General features: G+C 44.2%; 20 protein-coding genes. 2 read left to right on the top strand and 18 right to left on the bottom strand.

Annotation, left to right across the window (positions count from 1 at the left end):
- Window positions 1–5: 5 nt before the first annotated feature.
- From TM074_RS01175 to TM074_RS01105, 15 genes are all read right to left on the bottom strand, one after another.
- Entirely contained in the window at window positions 6–1,664 is a 1,659-nt protein-coding gene (locus tag TM074_RS01175) for a hypothetical protein (RefSeq protein WP_369000566.1), read from the bottom strand.
- A gap of 50 nt (window positions 1,665–1,714) precedes the next feature.
- A complete protein-coding gene (gene yvcK / locus TM074_RS01170) occupies window positions 1,715–2,734 on the bottom strand; it encodes a uridine diphosphate-N-acetylglucosamine-binding protein YvcK (protein WP_369000565.1) in 1,020 nt (339 codons plus the stop codon).
- Window positions 2,735–2,761: 27 nt separating this feature from the next.
- Window positions 2,762–3,430: an SDR family NAD(P)-dependent oxidoreductase gene (locus tag TM074_RS01165; protein ID WP_369000564.1), complete on the bottom strand. Its 669-nt coding sequence runs from the start codon at window positions 3,428–3,430 to the stop codon at window positions 2,762–2,764.
- Between the two features lie 97 nt (window positions 3,431–3,527).
- Window positions 3,528–3,866 carry a hypothetical protein gene (locus TM074_RS01160; protein ID WP_369000563.1) on the bottom strand — a complete coding sequence of 113 codons (339 nt, stop codon included), beginning with the start codon at window positions 3,864–3,866 and terminating at the stop codon, window positions 3,528–3,530.
- A gap of 21 nt (window positions 3,867–3,887) precedes the next feature.
- A complete protein-coding gene (locus TM074_RS01155; protein ID WP_369000562.1) occupies window positions 3,888–4,481 on the bottom strand; it encodes a hypothetical protein in 594 nt (197 codons plus the stop codon).
- Between the two features lie 50 nt (window positions 4,482–4,531).
- Window positions 4,532–5,014, bottom strand: coding sequence for an NUDIX hydrolase (locus tag TM074_RS01150; protein ID WP_369000561.1), 483 nt, complete (start codon window positions 5,012–5,014; stop codon window positions 4,532–4,534).
- A gap of 119 nt (window positions 5,015–5,133) precedes the next feature.
- Window positions 5,134–5,751, bottom strand: a complete 618-nt coding sequence (locus TM074_RS01145; RefSeq protein ID WP_369000560.1) for an SAP domain-containing protein — start codon at window positions 5,749–5,751, stop codon at window positions 5,134–5,136.
- Between the two features lie 44 nt (window positions 5,752–5,795).
- Window positions 5,796–7,178 carry a glycine--tRNA ligase gene (locus TM074_RS01140; protein WP_369000559.1) on the bottom strand — a complete coding sequence of 461 codons (1,383 nt, stop codon included), beginning with the start codon at window positions 7,176–7,178 and terminating at the stop codon, window positions 5,796–5,798.
- 37 nt (window positions 7,179–7,215) lie between these two features.
- Window positions 7,216–7,893 carry a DNA repair protein RecO gene (recO, locus tag TM074_RS01135; RefSeq protein WP_369000558.1) on the bottom strand — a complete coding sequence of 226 codons (678 nt, stop codon included), beginning with the start codon at window positions 7,891–7,893 and terminating at the stop codon, window positions 7,216–7,218.
- Window positions 7,880–8,248, bottom strand: coding sequence for a response regulator (locus TM074_RS01130; RefSeq protein WP_369000557.1), 369 nt, complete (start codon window positions 8,246–8,248; stop codon window positions 7,880–7,882). The genes recO and TM074_RS01130 overlap by 14 nt, the downstream gene beginning before the upstream one ends.
- Window positions 8,245–8,961, bottom strand: a complete 717-nt coding sequence (locus TM074_RS01125) for a sensor histidine kinase (protein WP_369000556.1) — start codon at window positions 8,959–8,961, stop codon at window positions 8,245–8,247. Before TM074_RS01125 ends, TM074_RS01130 begins: the two co-directional genes overlap by 4 nt.
- Window positions 8,962–8,996: 35 nt before the next feature.
- Entirely contained in the window at window positions 8,997–9,656 is a 660-nt protein-coding gene (locus TM074_RS01120; RefSeq protein WP_369000555.1) for a hypothetical protein, read from the bottom strand.
- Window positions 9,657–9,697: 41 nt separating this feature from the next.
- Window positions 9,698–9,898, bottom strand: coding sequence for a hypothetical protein (locus TM074_RS01115; RefSeq protein ID WP_369000554.1), 201 nt, complete (start codon window positions 9,896–9,898; stop codon window positions 9,698–9,700).
- The gene (xseA, locus tag TM074_RS01110; protein WP_369000553.1) at window positions 9,876–10,988 is read right to left on the bottom strand and encodes an exodeoxyribonuclease VII large subunit; all 1,113 of its coding nucleotides are present in this window, start codon (window positions 10,986–10,988) and stop codon (window positions 9,876–9,878) included. Before xseA ends, TM074_RS01115 begins: the two co-directional genes overlap by 23 nt.
- Window positions 10,960–12,036 carry a YbhN family protein gene (locus tag TM074_RS01105; RefSeq protein ID WP_369000552.1) on the bottom strand — a complete coding sequence of 359 codons (1,077 nt, stop codon included), beginning with the start codon at window positions 12,034–12,036 and terminating at the stop codon, window positions 10,960–10,962. The genes xseA and TM074_RS01105 overlap by 29 nt, the downstream gene beginning before the upstream one ends.
- Before the next feature lie 29 nt (window positions 12,037–12,065).
- Between TM074_RS01105 and TM074_RS01100 the strand changes: the two genes are divergently transcribed.
- Together TM074_RS01100 and TM074_RS01095 are read left to right on the top strand one after the other, a co-directional pair.
- A complete protein-coding gene (locus TM074_RS01100; protein WP_369000551.1) occupies window positions 12,066–13,259 on the top strand; it encodes a TRM11 family methyltransferase in 1,194 nt (397 codons plus the stop codon).
- 63 nt (window positions 13,260–13,322) lie between these two features.
- Window positions 13,323–13,595: a 50S ribosomal protein L27 gene (locus TM074_RS01095; protein ID WP_369000550.1), complete on the top strand. Its 273-nt coding sequence runs from the start codon at window positions 13,323–13,325 to the stop codon at window positions 13,593–13,595.
- 56 nt (window positions 13,596–13,651) lie between these two features.
- Here TM074_RS01095 and TM074_RS01090 read toward each other — a convergent pair whose 3' ends face one another.
- From TM074_RS01090 to TM074_RS01080, 3 genes are all read right to left on the bottom strand, one after another.
- On the bottom strand, window positions 13,652–15,022 hold the full coding sequence (locus TM074_RS01090) for a hypothetical protein (RefSeq protein ID WP_369000549.1): 1,371 nt from the start codon (window positions 15,020–15,022) through the stop codon (window positions 13,652–13,654).
- 79 nt (window positions 15,023–15,101) lie between these two features.
- Window positions 15,102–15,485 (bottom strand): PleD family two-component system response regulator, encoded by a 384-nt coding sequence (locus tag TM074_RS01085; protein ID WP_082001324.1) that lies wholly within the window; start codon window positions 15,483–15,485, stop codon window positions 15,102–15,104.
- Window positions 15,486–15,526: 41 nt separating this feature from the next.
- Entirely contained in the window at window positions 15,527–16,702 is a 1,176-nt protein-coding gene (locus tag TM074_RS01080) for a S41 family peptidase (RefSeq protein WP_369000548.1), read from the bottom strand.
- Between the last annotated feature and the right edge of the window lie 55 nt (window positions 16,703–16,757).

The following is a 16,757-nucleotide window of genomic DNA, read 5'->3' as shown; positions in this document are numbered from 1 at the left end:
CACGCTCAGGTCGTTAATTTATCAGGGCAAAGCTCAATAAGACTCTCGATAAATTTGTCTTCATTAGACAGAGACTTCGGATTAATACCAAGTTTACCCGTAATCTTACTATTTATCATATCGTAGCGTCGCTTGTGTAGCGCGCCTAAGACCTCTTTCGCAAGACTGACTATTTTCATTCTCTCGACACGTTGACGAGTCGTCTCTTTCCCTAGGTTGTCTTCGCTAAAACCCAGAGACTGTAGATATTTATAGACAAGATGAGACACTTCTTCTGTACGCGCACGACGCCGTTCGTCTTTTGTGATAAACTGTATTTCAACTGGAATCTCAACATCGTCAATATCCACAGCAAATGTTACTTTAGATACTTCATAGATAGAATATCCTCGTTGTTCGCACTTTTCATCGGTATCAATTTTTACCAAATACTCATCCGAACCAACACCCAGTTCACGAAGATTCTGCTCCACGGCATCAACATATTCTTTAGTTCCCTGGATATATACAGGTCTGTTTTTACTCCGAGCACATACTGGTCTAAACTCCTTCAACCTATCAGCAATAAAATGCGCAAAATCACAAGTTGTCGTTTCACGATCTCTAGATATCACCATCATACCGACAATATCCATAATTCCGTCACCGCCCTTAAGTTTATCCGCAAGCGATCCTACAGTTTTAATACGCCAGTTTCCAGCAACCATATTGCCATATTCGGTATCAGCCGCAAATTCCCCCATATGGGTAGAATATTCGCCAGAACCTTTATCTTTAAGAATAGCATAACTGATAGTACCGTCATTCACGCCAAATATCTTGTCTGCAATTTTCTCCATGCCAACTTGGAGAACTCTGTCTTGCGTTTCTTTAGCGTTTTTGACAAGATCTTCCTTGCCTTGACCTATTAAACGTCTAATCTTAGCTACGCTGCGCAATTCTGCAGCAAACGCCTCATATCCCATCGCCTCAAGAATTGGAGCATAAAACGACTCCGCCTCCAAAACATCTTGTAGAATCGCAGACTCTCTCTTTGATGATGGATGCTGTAAGTTATCCATTATTTCAGCACATTTTATTATGAATGCCTCAATATTAATCTTATCCATCTCCAACCTCATATGATCAAGGTCCAGAAGTGGCTGAGCAATCGCCCACTGCTCAGGAGAAACCTTGCCCATATGTCGCTCGGCAACCAAGGGGTATATTTCTCGACAATCTTCATTAGACTCTTCTTCGGCAATTTTAGCCATCAGCCTGCGATGATGAGCCGCACTTTGTTCAATTTTGGCTACATCAGCCAATAAACACCCCGTATAGTTAAGCTGATCATGGCTAGTAGTATTATCATTGTCAAATAAATCATACAATACCTTCGCAGATACTCTAGCCCAATCGTTATTATATTTCATACTCTTCTTATTAAACAACCTGTCCGCTACGTCATGAAGTAGTGACAATGAAACAGCCTCTGAGGGTAAATCATCACCAGTATATTTCTTCACGAGGTCTCGCACTCTATATGCATGCTCTACGAAATCTTCGCGTTCACCCTCTACACTACCAACATATTCAACTAAAGCTCTTTGGCAAGAGTATTCAAACATCTCTTCTGCGGGTATTATTTCTTTTTCGTCCGTTAGGATACATTCTTTACTTGACACAACTTTCACATTATACCATATACTATGGTAATTTGCAAGTGTCAATCAGTTTACGCAAAATAAATCCGCATCAATTCACGCGCCACTCTGTCGGCATCATGGCGAATGAGGCTACGCTGAGCCTCCAATGGGTCGCTGCCAGAGTTTTTATTAACCCAAACAGTGTCAGCAATTAGCCGCTTGCCCGAGGCATAATAATGCTTCTTTTTCAACAAATCCTTATCCCACTCCACTAAATATTCGCCATCATGAGCATATTTTTTAATCAAATCTTCTGGCGGACGATGATCGTTATATAAAACATAGTCCATATTCACTCCTGAAAATCGCTCAATTTCATCCGCAAAATCCGCCACCGTAAAACCATCAGTCTGTGTTGGCTTAGTCACTAAATTACAAACATAGACCTTCTTCGCCTTCGTCTCCGCCAGCGCCCTAGTTACGCCGCGCACCAACAACGCTGGCGCCAAACTGCCATACAGCAAACCCGGTGCAATCACCACCAAATCTGCGTCTAAAATCGCCTGACGCGCCCTTGGGTTGATGCCGGCTGGCGGTTTCAATTCCAGCCACGGACGCTCACCGCGCGGGATTTGCAATGACTCAGCTGCGTGCTGTCCGTTAACAATTGTACCGTCTTTTAGCTTAATCGACATAGTTGTGTCATCTAGAGTAATCGGATATACTCGCCCGTTAACACCCAAAACTTCACTCGCCAGTTCCACTGCCTCGGCAAAGCTCCCCGTCATCTTCTCCAGGGCTGCCATGAACAAGTTGCCAAATGCATGTCCCTTCATACTGCCTTCGTCAAATCGATAATTAAACAAGTCGCGCACCTTTGGCGAAGTACTCAGCGCCACCAAGCACTGCCGGACATCACCCGCTGGCAGCACGCCCAGTTCGTCGCGCAGCTGCCCAGTCGAGCCGCCGTCGTCAACCATATTAACCAACGCCGTAATACTATGCGTGTACTTTTTCAAACCCGACAGCAGTGTAAAACTCCCGGTTCCGCCACCAATAACCACAACTTTTACCCCAAAGTGTTCACTATTCACATCATCAGTCATCATGACTTGAATTATAACACCTTGATGCAATTACACCAATGTACCTTTTGGTAATGCCCATTCTAAAAATGGTTGCTGCTGACAATTGACAGCATTAATTATATGTGTAGCAATTTTAGCTGGGTCATTGAAAAATACATAATCATTCGGCAAATCCCGACCATTCCAAAACGGTGTTTTCATAGCGCCTGGCAGAAATAGCGCAACTTTTACTGGCAATTTCTGCTCATCCGCCTGCATTCCCAAACTGCGCGCCAGCCCCGCCTGAGCATGTTTGGTGGCCACATATACAGCCTCATCAGATCGAGCCTTGACACTACTAGTCGACCCAATGACCGTTAAGACTGATTTGCGGTTCTGAGTCAACATCTTACGCCAAGCCCACTGTACTAGTGGCAAAGCCCCTGAAAAATTCACCTCTGCCATGGAGCGAGCGTCTGGCTGATCTTCAAAATTTCCGCGCCAGCCATAACCTGCCGCCCAGACAAATTGCTCAATATCATCACCATTTAAAATCTGCTCAATTCGCAAAAAAGACGCCTCCACTTGATCTGCATAATAAACGTCCAGAGGAAAACCTTCACCATGTTTTTGCGAGTCGTGAGTTTTGCCTAACACCAATACTCGCTCGCCACGTTTACGCAATTGCTTGGCCATCTCCAGACCAAGCCCGCTCGTCCCACCAAGAATAATATGCATATGGTTATTATAACAACGACAATATTAAATGTAAATTGAGCCTTTGAATCTTGGCCAGGCTTCTTCCAATTCTTCGGCTGAAAATTCCATAGCAGAATCAAGTTTTGGCAAGGGAATTTCCAAGCAAAGTCCGACAGCAACCCCCCAGCAGAAGATATACCAAGCTCATCTCGCCAACTGCGCAACTCAGAGTCCTATCGTAAGGGAATTCATATGGTGATTCTATAGACGTGGATCGACTAGCAAGATGCTTCTCAGCCAACGCCTCGTGTCCTGTACATTTACTACTACGACTAGCCAATAATATACGCATATCAAAAACACCATCCCTGATTTTTAAATCCGTCAATAGAGTAAAAAGTGAATTATTATCAACCTCACCATTAATAAGACTATCAATTTCAACTCTGGCACCGTAATTCTTAGATTTTTTCATACATTAAACCTTAGAGATATGCTACGGTCCTGTAACTACCCTCTTAATATCTCCCCATTCTCTGCCAAAATCCACATTGCCATTAAAACGAGAAACCAATTCGTCTACTTCACCCGAGGGAAAATGCTTAGCGGGAGACTTCCTGAGTTCTTCTAATGATAATCCCGAACAATGCAAAGCTACAGCCCCAACACGCAGAGCGACTCTAACAACCTCCAACTTCTGATCATTTTCAAGAGAATCAGGAACAAAAAGCTTGGTTGGCATCACTCTATGCAAGAAAGAAATTCTGCCGCATAGTATAATAGGATCAACTAACAGCCAACCACTCAACTCCACACTCTCGTCTTCGATATCCAGACATTCTGAAATAGATACTCGCGCCTCAGTCTCACCAACTCCACGGACCTTCTCTATCAAATTGCTGTGACTACGGACACCACCCGCCCTCCTGGCAAACGTCATAGACGCATTTACAGTACCGTCATCCCCCAAAGACCAATCGCCATCATAAATTCCTATCAGGCGCTGACTTTCGCCAGAAGAATTTCCCGGATTATCGCCAGAATTAATAAAATTAACCTTAAAAGATACACCGCCTTTAAGACTTTCCATGATTTATATTCTATACTATTATAGTATAAAAGTCAATGCTACTCTACTGGCTAACTCTTTAAGCTGCACAGCTCCTGCCATTTCATATGCGCCCCATAGGCTCGAGCTGGCGCATCCACTTCGCTTTTCTGAAGCAATAACTCCTCAGGGTTAATAAACATTACTTCATCACCCTCTTCACCTGGCGCAAAGTCAAAATTCTCCGGCCAGACACGGCAATAAAAACAGATTTGATTAGCATCAATCCGCTCAATATACATCTCATCCGACGCGTCAAAAAGCTGATAACGCAAACCGCCCTTGTAGCCAACCTCTTCGTACAACTCACGTTTCAGCGACGACTCAATCGTCTCGCCAAAATCCATACCACCACCCGGCAAATCCCAATACGTCCGATCAATTTCCTTGACGACCAAAATCTGCCCAGCATCGTTATAAATCAAGGCTTTGAGCGAAATGCGATACAAACAATCCAGATGGTCCGTTCCATCTAGATTCTGCGTAATGATATGTCCTTTGGTGATTTTTGTCATGAGAGTTATTATACTACACCCGAACGCCAGATAGCTGATACCATTTCACCTACAGTATATTCTGTCTTTCCAATATCCATGATTAACTACTCATTGGGTGTTAACACGTTGGGGATTATCTAATTGTGATACTCTTTTATTTTACCGGCATATTCAGTCAAAAGACTCTTTGAATAAATCTTTTCATTTCTTGAATTTCTAACTTCTTTCCAAAGAATGGAAGCTATTTTTAATTTGTTTAAATAGTTGCGACTATTTTCGTCTGCACAGAAATCCTTTAAAAATTGATTCCATTGACAAACCGAATTATCATACTTGGCATAATCTGATTTCCCATAATAAACTTTTAGCATATCTTGAATGGTAAAACTCAAATCATTTTCTCTCTTTACTTTTCTCCAAGCGGCAGCCATATCAGCAGTAAATTTAAATGGTGAGATACCTGTTAAAGCAGAAAAATATTCTCTAAATTTTGCGTTAAAGGAAAACTCACATTCAAGTAATGGCGTATCTAAAGTAATATTTTCAACTTGCTTCTTTTCATTTTTTATTAGTGATTTTTTAATCAGATTACCCTTAAAGTACTGCTCAATAATGTGATTGAGTTCTTGTTTTGTACCTCTATATTCTAATCCTAATGACTTGCAAATCTGTGAAAGTTCTTCACGATACCAATAATATTTATTAAACTCGTCAAACGATGTAATTTTATCAAACTCAGGTCTACTTTCTATCAATATTTTAGCTCCTCAAAACTAATTTATTTTTTCATGTCTAGTATCTACAGCTCTCCGACCCTCACCCGCCGCTGCTCCGTCGTATCCCGCTCGCGCACGGTGACGGTGTCGTCCTCCAGCGTCTGGAAATCGATCACCACGCAGTGCGGCGTGCCGATTTCGTCTTGGCGGCGGTAGCGTTTACCGATATTGCCGTTGTCATCCCACATCACCCGTCCGGGGTTGGCTTTGGCAAGTGCGGCGTAGACGTCGCGGGCTTTTTCTACCAATTCTGACTTATTTTTCAGCAGTGGCGAAACGGCAAATTTGACCGGCGCCAAATGCTCTGGCAGCGCCAAATACACCCGCTTTTCACCGTTTTGCTCGTCCTCGCGGTACGCGCCCGACAGCACCGCCATCAGTGCCCGCTCGACACCAAACGACGGCTCAATAACGTGCGGAACAAATTTTGTGTTCGTCCCCTTGACGGTGTATTCCATGCTCTTGCCACTGGCGCGCTGGATGTTCATTAGGTCAAAATCAGTGCGATACGCGATACCCATCAACTCTTCGCGGCCAATTGGATAATCGTACTCAATGTCGATCGTCTTTTTGCTGTAGTGCGCTCGATCCTCCGCTGGCACGTCCAGCTCGTGGATATGCTCTGGTTTCAAGCCCAGTTCTGCCAAAAAATCATGTGTCGCCGCCAGCAGCTCGTCAAACGCCTCCTGCCAATGCTCAGGGTCGACGAAATATTCAATCTCCATCTGCTCAAATTCCCGAGAGCGAAAGACAAAGTCGCGCGGCGCAATTTCATTACGAAAGGCCTTACCCTGTTGAGCGATACCAAATGGCAGATTAGGATAAAAACTATCAACAACGTTCTTAAAATTAGTGAAGATGCCCTGGGCGGTTTCTGGGCGGAGGTAAGAAATGCTATCCTCGCTCTCAGTCGCGCCAACGTGCGTTTTGAACATCATGTTAAACGTTCGTGATTTGCTCAGTGGATTACCATCCGGGCTTTTGATGCCCTGTTCTACAATCGCCGCATCCATCTGCGCCATGGTCATACCGTCCGCGTCGACACCATTATCTTTGAGAATATGATCGGTGCGGTAACGGCGGTGATTGACCGTGTCTTCGCACAGCGGATCGACAAAGGTATCCACATGCCCGCTCGCCTGCCAGACCTTCTGATTCATCAAAATCGCCGCATCGACGCCGTACATATCATCGCGCTCGTCAACAAACCTGCGCCACCACAAATTTATGATATTACGCTTCAGCTGCACGCCCAGCGGGCCGTAATCCCACGTGCCAGAAAGACCGCCATACACATCCGAACCCTGATAAATAAAGCCGCGGCGCTTACACAGGCTGATAATTGCTTCCATTTTTGATTGACCCATCACACAACCTTTCTCCATGTTGGCAACATGGCGATTCATAATTATTAATTAAAGTATACCATTTTTATGGGTAATTTTACACCGCCGCGTGCTGCCGCACTGCCAGCCAGCAATCATTGATCACCTCAGTTATCCCGCCAATTTGTGCCACATTCGCCAGCGGCTTCGCTTGAATAAGTCGAAGCAGCTTAATGGCGTCCGCCGACAAATCGCCCTGCTCCGCCAGCCGCAGACCCTTTTCCGCGCTATCGTACATATATTTTTTATCGGGCGCCAACATCTGAGCTGCCACATCGGTGCGCAAATTCAGCTCATCACCCAGCAAGCTAGCGTATTGCATATAAAACCACGTTTCAATCAGCTTTTGGTCAACCTCTGGATTATTTAATTGCTCTAGCACCTGACTTAGCACAAAATACCATTCCGGCTCGTCAATGTTTTCGCTCGCCGTTGATACCAGCTTCATCGCTGAGTAAGCGAATTGCATTCGCTCGTAATCTTCCAAAATATGCCGATAAAACGCCGCCAGTCGCGCCGAGGTCAATAGCCCCAAATCGCCGCGACCGGAACGAATCACCACGTCACAAATTGCAAATAATTCAATGCCGCCCGCCAATTTCGACCGCTCGCGACGCACACCCTTAGCGATAACGCTGCGCCGACCTTTCGGTGTCAGTAGTTGCAATACCCGATCCGCCTCGGCGTAATTCGTCCGCCTCAGTACAATCGCTTTTAACCGCTCACTCTGCCCCATCCAAAACCTCGCTAAAAACTGCCCGCGCTTCATCTGGTCGCATTGATGCCTTATCTAACAGCGCCGTCACACCAAACGGTCGCAAATCCTCCAGATTAATATCAGAATTACTACAAACCGCGACCGGCAACCTCGCCAAATCCGCATGCGACCTCAGTTCATTCAGCAGCGCCACCGCCGTTTCGCCCGCCAGCAGCATGTCCAGGACAATCGCGTCCGGCTGCCAATCGTCAATCATTTCCATCGCCTGGCCGCCAGAAATTACCACCCGCGTATCCGCACCAACCGCTGCCGCATAGCTGCATAAAATATCCGCCCAATTTTTATCATCCTCAACAATCAGCAACTTTTTCATAGCAAACTCAGCTGCCGGCTAATCGGCATATCCACATAAAATGTTAAACCGTCCCGATGCCTGATTAGCCCGATTTGACCATTCATCGCCTGGGCAAATTGACTAGCCACATAAATCCCCAAACCACTGCTTTCCGGCCGCGTCCGCACCGTTTTTCGTGCGTCCATCTCATCAAGCAGCCGCCGATACTCCTTCAAACCCATCATCGGCCCAAAATCGCGAACGCTTAACCTCACTGCGCCACCAACAGCCGTAACCGACACTTTTATCTCTGAGCCATCCTCAGTATATTTCAAAGCATTGTTTAAGAAATTTGCCAAAATCCGCCCCAGCAACGTCCGATTTGCCAAAATCAATCGACTATTTCGCCCGCTCCGAGGCCAGCTAATTTTCCGCCCATAAAGCACTGCATTAAATCGCGTTTCCGCGGCCATTTGCTGACATATTGCCAACGGATTAACTGGCTCCAGAGGAAATAATGACGGCGTCAAATTTGCCGAATTCGCTAAGTCGACTGTTAACTGCAGCGCCTGTTCGGACGTCTGGACGATACGCTGCTGAATCTGCTTTTTATCAGCTTCACTCGTCAAATCATCGCCGAGCATTAACGTCAATTGCCGTATTAAAGACAGCGGCGTTTTTAGTTCATGTGCCGCCACCAAGACGCTCGGCAACCCTCCAAAATCAGCATCACTCCACTCTCTACCTGCCATACATTTCTAGTATAGCAAAACTTGAGCCGGTTTTTCTATTCAGCAATTTTTACAGTGCCTAATATCGTCTGGAAATCTGGCTTGAATGTGTCTGCATCAGTTGAGAAGCGAATGGTCTTATCACGAACCTTCATCAACACGACAGATCCACGTAGCTCCTTCTCGAACGTACCATCAATGCGCGTAGCAGAGATTCCGTTAAACTCAGTGCTACTTGAGGTCAATTCACCCTTCTTCAGGCGAGACTGATAGTCATTAAGCACTGTATCTAGATTTTTATTTATAATCTCTAGCCTCAAGGCAAATCGACTCGCTTTATTAGATGCTGACGGAACGGCTACTGGATTAAGATATGCTTTATAATCACCCCTGTTACTGCCGTCATTTTCTATATAGACACTCCAAGTTTTTGGATACATAAATGATACGCGTCCATATTCGCTAGGACCAACAAACTCAATCCGCGGATTCTTCGCTTCTTCTGAAAATTTCTTCTGGTCTGATTCAGCCTGCTCGCTCTTACCCTTGGCAACCTCAATCGCTACCTTACTATCAACATTACTTTTTTCATGGGAATATTGCATATACGCCCAAATAGCCAGTGAGCCAGCAATTAAAAATAATATCAAACAGCCGATTGTACCGACCATCCAGCCGTTAACTGAGCCGCGCTCTTTTTTATCTCTTTTCATCATATTTTAGAGTATAGCTTATGCTTTAAGTGATGTAAAGCACTCTATTCTACACTAAAGTCTTCCCCAAGCACTTCAATATCATGTCGCATATCTTCTAACGTAGACGTAATTTTCTTTGACAGCTCTCGTGCTTCGATAAACTTCCGCTTAGCCTCATCCAAATTAAAATCATCGCCTTGAAACCACGCAATTCGCTCGTTTAACTCTGTCATCATCTGCTCAATTGTTATTTCGTCGTTCACTGCTTTCAATCCTCGCTTTCATAATTATATCCTTTGTTGTAATCTTAACAATACTACCAACCTGTAAATCACCGCTAATCATAGCGTAGCCACGCCGTAACGCCATTTCTGGATCGTACTCAGCAATAATCTTTTGTTGCGACAATGTTGCATTTATAGCATCTCTGGCCTGACTTGACCACTGCTCAAGCGCGTCTTTTTGCAACATTGTTGCTCTAAGTATCTGCTCATCAATAGCTCTCTGAATTTCATCTTTTACACCAATTAACCGAAAATGTAGATGCCTGACTAATTCATGTTTATCTGGAAATAGCAGCTGAGCAACATTACTAGGTGTTGCAGCTCGCACATCCGCCGCCAGATCACATAGACTCTCATCAACCTCGTGCCCAATGCCGGTTATTATGGGCACGCGACTACCTGCCACCGCCCGAATCAGCTGTTCGTCATTAAAGCTTGCCAAATCCTCAGCACTACCGCCACCACGAATTAAAGCAATCACCTCTGGCGGTTCTGCCATTTGATTGAAATATGAAATTGCCCGTATAATCTGATCTGCCGCGCCGTCACCCTGAACATTAACATTAGCAACAATAAATTTCGCACCACCCCAACGATCTCTAGAGATTTTCATAAAGTCGGCGTAACCTGCCGCCTTTGTACTAGAAATAACAGCCACCCGCTGTGGATACCGCGGTAATGACCGTTTACGATCAACGTCAAATAGCCCTTCGGTAGCCAATTTCTGCTTCAGAATGTCGAAACTCCGTTTTAGATTACCCTCGCCTAGCGGAAAAACTTTCTGAACTTGCAAATTAAACTTACCGTCGTCCCTCAGGCTTGGTGCCGCCCGGACCACCACTTTCATACCATCCTCGATTGGCGTTCGCAAATTACTAAAGCCCACAAAACAATTAACCGATCCATCCTCATCCTTCAGAGTAAAAAAGGCATATTTTGGCGGATACGACTTAAAGCTGACAACCTCACCCTCCACCTCAATCGCACCAGCAAAAGCCACATCAAAAGTCTGATTAACGACCGCTATAAAATTACTAACGCTAAACCTGGGAGTCATTTGGCTTGCCATATTTAATCAATGCGTGCTGGTAAAAAATATAGCCAAAGACAATGGTGCCGGTTAGTAAAATTGCCCTCGTTAAGATAATTCCAGCAATTGCTAAGTCCGGTGGCGTGCCTGCCATACTTAAGAATATGATCATGATTGTCTCATAAACCCCCGTACCACCGGGCGTAAATACAAAAAGTGCCGCTAATCCTGCAACTCCATAGCCCACCATCAAGATTGCTGGATTAACAAAAACCCCCAACGACATAAACGCTACCGTAAACATTGCCACGTCAAAGGCTGTATAGACAATTCCCCAAATCATGGGCTTCTTTAGCAGCTTTGGATGATTCGCCAAATCCTGAAAATCATCTTGCATGTCAACAAAGAAATCCTCCACCTTCTGAGCATTCATAATCCGTCGTTTTTTACCGAAAGTCACATATTTTACTAGTGTATTAATAAACTTCGAGACACCTGCAGCCGTCGTCTGCATACGCCGCTTGGATGAAAATATAAATATCAATCCAAAAGTCAGCGCCAACACCACTATGATTAACAAAAAGCTCGCCGCTACAATATATCTATTGACTTTACCATCAATAGCCAGAGCCAGCACGGCAATCACCAATAGGATCAAGAGAGATAAAAATCCTGTCACATAACGAATCACCTGGGCAAATGTCGAACGCGCCGAACTCACACCAAGCTTGTGCATTCGCCACGTCGTATACGAAATTCCACTAACTCCGCCTGACGGAAAAATGTGATTGACCAAATTAAGCTCCAGCGCAATCCTTGTCTGTTCTAATCTGGAAATATGGTGGATCAGATTCTTATCCCTAAGATAAGAGAAGATCATTTCGCCGCCAGCAAAATACACGATAATCTGAAATGGTAGCAATAAGAATAGTAGCCATAAATCTGCATTTAAAAATAGTCCCCACGCCTTTACCAGCTCATGTCGCGACAGGAAAATGACAATTGCTAAAACTACCAACGTCAAAACGCTCATAATAGTTCGCGGCGACTTAAATAATTGCAAGACCTTAGGTAGCATAACCTTCATTATACCACGATAAATGGTATAATTACGATATGTTCATAGCTATCCTTGGCCGACAACCAGAAATCTCTATCGCCGAGTTAGAGGCGGTTTATGGCGCTGAAAGAGTTAAAAAAATCTCTAGTCAAGCTGCTACAATCGACTCCGATAACTTTTCTATTGATAACCTGGGCGGAACAATCAAATGTGGCTACATAGTAAGTCGCGTAAGATCACAAAAATCCGACCATCACACCCTACTCCAGGCATCTAAAATTATCACTGAAAAGTACGCAAAAAATCTTTCACATAGCCAGAAAAAAATAACTTTTGGAATTAGCTTTTACGGCAATAAAGTAGATCCCCGAAATATTCAAAAAATCGGAATTATTTTGAAAAATTCCCTAAAAAAATCTGGCGTTAGCCTACGTCTAATTCCCAATAAAACCGCCGCCCTCTCCACAGCCACCTCTCATAATAATAAACTTGGCAGGTCTGAAACAAAGATTGAGATTATCATAGTCAGGGCTATAAATGGAGATTTTTTGATAGCCGAAAGTCGTGGCACTCAAAATATCAATTCATACACCCAACGCGATCGCGAGCGCCCAAAGCGTGATGCCTTTGTCGGAATGCTCCCGCCTAAGCTAGCGCAAATTATGATCAATTTATCCGGCGCTCAATCTAGAAGCTACCTTTGGGATCCGTTTTGTGGTACGGGAACCGTTCTCCAAGAAGCCACTCTACTCAGCATCAACGCCTACGGGAGCGACCTCAGCGATAAAATGGTCGATTATACATCAGAAAACATGCGCTGGCTGGAAAAAACTTTTTCCACAAACACCGCCTGGCAAGTTTTTCAAGCTGATGCCACCCCTGTCAAACTAACCTCCGAGCAAAAACAGCAAATTACCCATATTGTCTGCGAAACATACCTAGGTCAACCCTTCTCCGCCCCACCCAGCCCCGCAAAGCTTAAAGAGGTGGTTGGAAATTGTAATCATATTATTAGTGAGTTTTTGAAGAACATACATGATCAAATTCGCCCAGAATCGACACTGTGTATAGCCGTTCCTGCCTGGCAAAATCAACATGGACAATTTACACATTTGCCCCTGATAAAAAGCCTAAGCAAACTTGGATATCAGCCAATTACTGGTAAAAAGCTCCTATATCATCGTCCAGATCAGGTAGTTGCCAGAGAAATTATGGTATTAAAGCCCATAGACATGACTAAAACCGCTTGACAACTGGCTTTATTTTCGATAAACTAGAACAGATTGTTTTTAGAAAACTATAAGGAGTAAAGAATGTCAAAGGTTAAAGCTGGCGGCTCTAGTAAGAACATCCACAACAATGCTGGTCAACGTCTTGGCGTGAAGCGATTTGGTGGCCAAAAAGTTACTGCTGGACAGGTCTTAGTCCGCCAAACTGGCGCTACAAAGATTGCTGGTGACGGTACATACATTAGCCGCAATTTTACCATTCACGCTGCAAAAGACGGTGTGGTTGGCTTTAAGCAGGTTAAAAAAACCAAGTTTACTGGTAAAACAGAGCGCCGAACACAAGTTGTTGTTCTCTAATCGGTAAAAATTTTGCTTAAAATAACTCCGTTTGCGCGGAGTTATTTTAATTACATCTAACTTTTATCATCTCCCCAAACAGACTTGATCTTATTGACAGCGTCCAAAATATCCCAACGATCTCCACTGACTGTAGATAAATCCACAATAATTTCATCAATCGCTTGCACTAAACTGTCCCTATCAGAATGCCCCGCATACACGCCTCCCAGTATTTTGCCTAAACCCGCAAGCTTGCTCACTAAAATGCCGGTCGCCTCAGCTGGATCTTTTTCACTATCGACAAACATCTCTTTACTAAAACCTTCATCAATGAGACTATTCAAAATCTCAACCCTAGAAGCTTCAAGATTAACAATTATAGATGATGCAGTTGTTACGAATTCTGTAATTCTAGAGTCCTTTAGCGCCGCAGGGTTCCTTTTAATTAACTCCCTAAGCTCGCTAAGGCTGCCCGTTAAACTCCTAGCCACACCACCAAACTGATTATTATTACGTTTAAAACTATTAATCGCATCCTTAAAGCCCTCGGGTAATATGTCGGCATTGGCTTCATTCGTCTCCACTGGGTTTTTAGCCGACTCAACCGCTGGCAAATCTACTAAATCAGCGCTTGCTTTATCCGCCTCTACCGGCTTTTTAACTGGTCCGGCTGCCACCAAATCCGCTGGGTTAGCACCTGCCTTATCTATCTCCGCTGGCTTTTTAGCTGGCTTAACCGCTGGCAAACCTACTGAGTCATTGACTTTAATCGCCCCAATCGACTCCATGGCCTCTTTAGTCATGACCAAGACTGGTGAATCAGTACTTACCTTACTCGTCTCCGCTGGCTTTTCAATTCCAGCAGCCTTAACCGCAGTGCTTCCTGTCTTAGGGCTGACTTCACTAATTGAAGGTCTCTCGTGATCAGAATCGTCCTTTTTCACGACCGAACTATTACTGGAATTTTCCGGATGCTTCTTTGCGACTAAAGGCTCAATCCTCCCACTATCCGGATGCCTCTGTTGCCAAATCCGCCCAGCAGCCTCAACTCCTTCTTTAAGCATTTCCTTAGTAGATTTTCCGTAACGCGCCTGAATATGGGATTCCGAAAAACCTCCATTCACATTTAAGGACTGAAGGCTATCTAGTGCCACAAACCCAGTTATAGGATTATACTCTCCATTAATTTTAATTATCTTATGAACCTCAACAAATAATTTAGGTACACCGACACCTTTCCTAGAATCAGTGTCACATAGACATAGCATATCACCAGGAGTCCACCCTCCATCATGCCTGATACCTCCTCCGTCTTTGCCACTACGAATAACAGTTAACGGACGTATCGTAACGTCTAAGTCAGCAGGAAAAGTCTTAACTGCATAGTCTTCCAATGTTTTTGGTCGTTCTTGTTCGTGGTTTTGTGTTGGTTTTAAGTTTTCCATATATGTTTATTTTATATCAAAAAACTAACAAAAAGTCAACCCCCCAACAGAGGTTGACTTGCTTTTACTGAAATAATTTCTATTTAACACCTAAATGGTGCTTTACGCGCGCTACCACGTCACCAATAACAACCTGAGACTTCACTAAATAGTCATCAACGCCCAAACTCTCAGCCCGTTCCTTATCCTTCGGCTGACTAAGTGCCGTTAGCATAATTATCCTTACATTGGCGGTTTCTGGAGTATTACGTAGGATATCCAGAACGTCAAATCCACTAATCTTTGGCATCATCACATCCAATAAAATTAAGTCCGGGCGATATTCTACAGTTGCAGACAGTGCATCCTCACCGTTATTCGCCTCCCTAACATCAAAACCTTCAATTTCTAGCCGAGACCTATATACCGCAGATAGTGCAATGTCATCCTCAACTAGTAAAATCTTCTTTTTCTGCTCGTTCATCCTACCTCCATTTTATGTCGTATCTCATAAAAACACAAGCTCTATAGCAATTTTGCCCTATCCATCTGTGGATCACGATTATTATTAATGTCATCCGCCGATAAATCAACCTTCACATCAGGCTCTATACCTGTCTTATCTATGTTACTACCCTTTGGCGTGTACCAACGAGCCTCTGTAACTTTCATCTGTGATCCGCCAGGCAGCCCTATTACTATCTGAACACTACCTTTACCGTAGCTCTTTTGTCCGACCAACTTTGCTTTATCATAATCACGGAGCGCCCCAGCAACAATCTCACTGGCACTGGCACTACCGCCATTAATCAGCACCACGGTATTCATGCTACCCAGAATTGGCGAGCCAGTTGTATTAATAGTCTTAACAATTTCAGAACCGCGCCGCTCAGTCATCGCCACTTGCTTATCTAGCCAAAGACCCAACAATCCTTGTGCCGCACTAACTGTACCACCCGGATTATTACGCAGGTCTAGAATAACCTTCTTAACGCCTTTTTCAATAAATTCAGAAGTATATTTTCGAGCCAAGCTTGCTGTATCATCACCAAACCGACTCACCTTCAATATGCCAATTTCCCCATCAATTTTTGCTTCGACAGCAGGCGAAGTTATGTTTTGGCGTACAACCGACACTTCACGAGTCTGGCCATTGCTTAACAAAGTTAGCTTTACAGAGGTACCGACTTCACCACGAATTTTACTAACAACCTTATCAACATCCCAGTCAGAAACGTTTTCATCATTAACTTTGACAATAACTTCACCCGCCTTAATACCAGACTTTTGAGCTGGGCTGTCCTCAAGAGGTCTTATGATAGTCGGCCTACCGTTCCTTGAACCAATTTCCGCACCGATACCACCACCGATAGCACCGCTGAGCGATTTTTGAAACTCCTTTGCCTCATCCGGATCCATATATGCAGTATGTTGGTCTCCAGCTGCCGCCACTAGTCCTCGACTGGCGCCATGGATAAGCTTCTCGGTGTCTAGTTTACCGTCATAATTTGCGAGTAGCTGCCGATACGTCTCCTGAACACTTGATAAGTCAATCTTTTCTCTCGACGTTCTAACGCCAAACAATGGCGCTACTGAAGCAGAAAATTGATCAAAGCGCGTCCCAGCAACAAAACTAATAGTTGCTACAATCATTAGCGTTAAAAACCAACCCAGGCGCTGTTTATTTTCTCCCGTAACCATATACTTCTTTTATTATACTACAAAACGCCCGCCTAGCACGAGCGTTTTATGGATA

The sequence above is a fragment of the Candidatus Nanosynbacter sp. TM7-074 genome (genome assembly GCF_041006295.1).
Lineage (GTDB): Bacteria > Patescibacteriota > Saccharimonadia > Saccharimonadales > Saccharimonadaceae > Nanosynbacter.
The sequence above is the reverse complement of the archived record's forward strand: the minus strand, read 5'-3'. Positions and strand labels throughout refer to the sequence as shown.

Excerpts from the sequence above, each read along its gene's own strand:
- TM074_RS01160 (WP_369000563.1), bottom strand. The coding sequence starts at position 3,866 with ATGAAAAAATCTAAGAATTACGGTGCCAGAGTTGAAATTGATAGTCTT.
- TM074_RS01140 (WP_369000559.1), bottom strand. The coding sequence starts at position 7,178 with ATGAATCGCCATGTTGCCAACATGGAGAAAGGTTGTGTGATGGGTCAA.
- TM074_RS01080 (WP_369000548.1), bottom strand. The coding sequence starts at position 16,702 with ATGGTTACGGGAGAAAATAAACAGCGCCTGGGTTGGTTTTTAACGCTA.
- yvcK (WP_369000565.1), bottom strand. The coding sequence starts at position 2,734 with ATGATGACTGATGATGTGAATAGTGAACACTTTGGGGTAAAAGTTGTG.
- TM074_RS01155 (WP_369000562.1), bottom strand. The coding sequence starts at position 4,481 with ATGGAAAGTCTTAAAGGCGGTGTATCTTTTAAGGTTAATTTTATTAAT.
- TM074_RS01120 (WP_369000555.1), bottom strand. The coding sequence starts at position 9,656 with ATGATGAAAAGAGATAAAAAAGAGCGCGGCTCAGTTAACGGCTGGATG.
- xseA (WP_369000553.1), bottom strand. The coding sequence starts at position 10,988 with ATGGCAAGCCAAATGACTCCCAGGTTTAGCGTTAGTAATTTTATAGCG.
- TM074_RS01105 (WP_369000552.1), bottom strand. The coding sequence starts at position 12,036 with ATGAAGGTTATGCTACCTAAGGTCTTGCAATTATTTAAGTCGCCGCGA.
- TM074_RS01095 (WP_369000550.1), top strand. The coding sequence starts at position 13,323 with ATGTCAAAGGTTAAAGCTGGCGGCTCTAGTAAGAACATCCACAACAAT.
- TM074_RS01100 (WP_369000551.1), top strand. The coding sequence starts at position 12,066 with ATGTTCATAGCTATCCTTGGCCGACAACCAGAAATCTCTATCGCCGAG.
- TM074_RS01130 (WP_369000557.1), bottom strand. The coding sequence starts at position 8,248 with ATGAAAAAGTTGCTGATTGTTGAGGATGATAAAAATTGGGCGGATATT.
- TM074_RS01165 (WP_369000564.1), bottom strand. The coding sequence starts at position 3,430 with ATGCATATTATTCTTGGTGGGACGAGCGGGCTTGGTCTGGAGATGGCC.
- TM074_RS01085 (WP_082001324.1), bottom strand. The coding sequence starts at position 15,485 with ATGAACGAGCAGAAAAAGAAGATTTTACTAGTTGAGGATGACATTGCA.
- TM074_RS01150 (WP_369000561.1), bottom strand. The coding sequence starts at position 5,014 with ATGACAAAAATCACCAAAGGACATATCATTACGCAGAATCTAGATGGA.
- TM074_RS01125 (WP_369000556.1), bottom strand. The coding sequence starts at position 8,961 with ATGGCAGGTAGAGAGTGGAGTGATGCTGATTTTGGAGGGTTGCCGAGC.
- TM074_RS01090 (WP_369000549.1), bottom strand. The coding sequence starts at position 15,022 with ATGGAAAACTTAAAACCAACACAAAACCACGAACAAGAACGACCAAAA.
- recO (WP_369000558.1), bottom strand. The coding sequence starts at position 7,893 with ATGGGGCAGAGTGAGCGGTTAAAAGCGATTGTACTGAGGCGGACGAAT.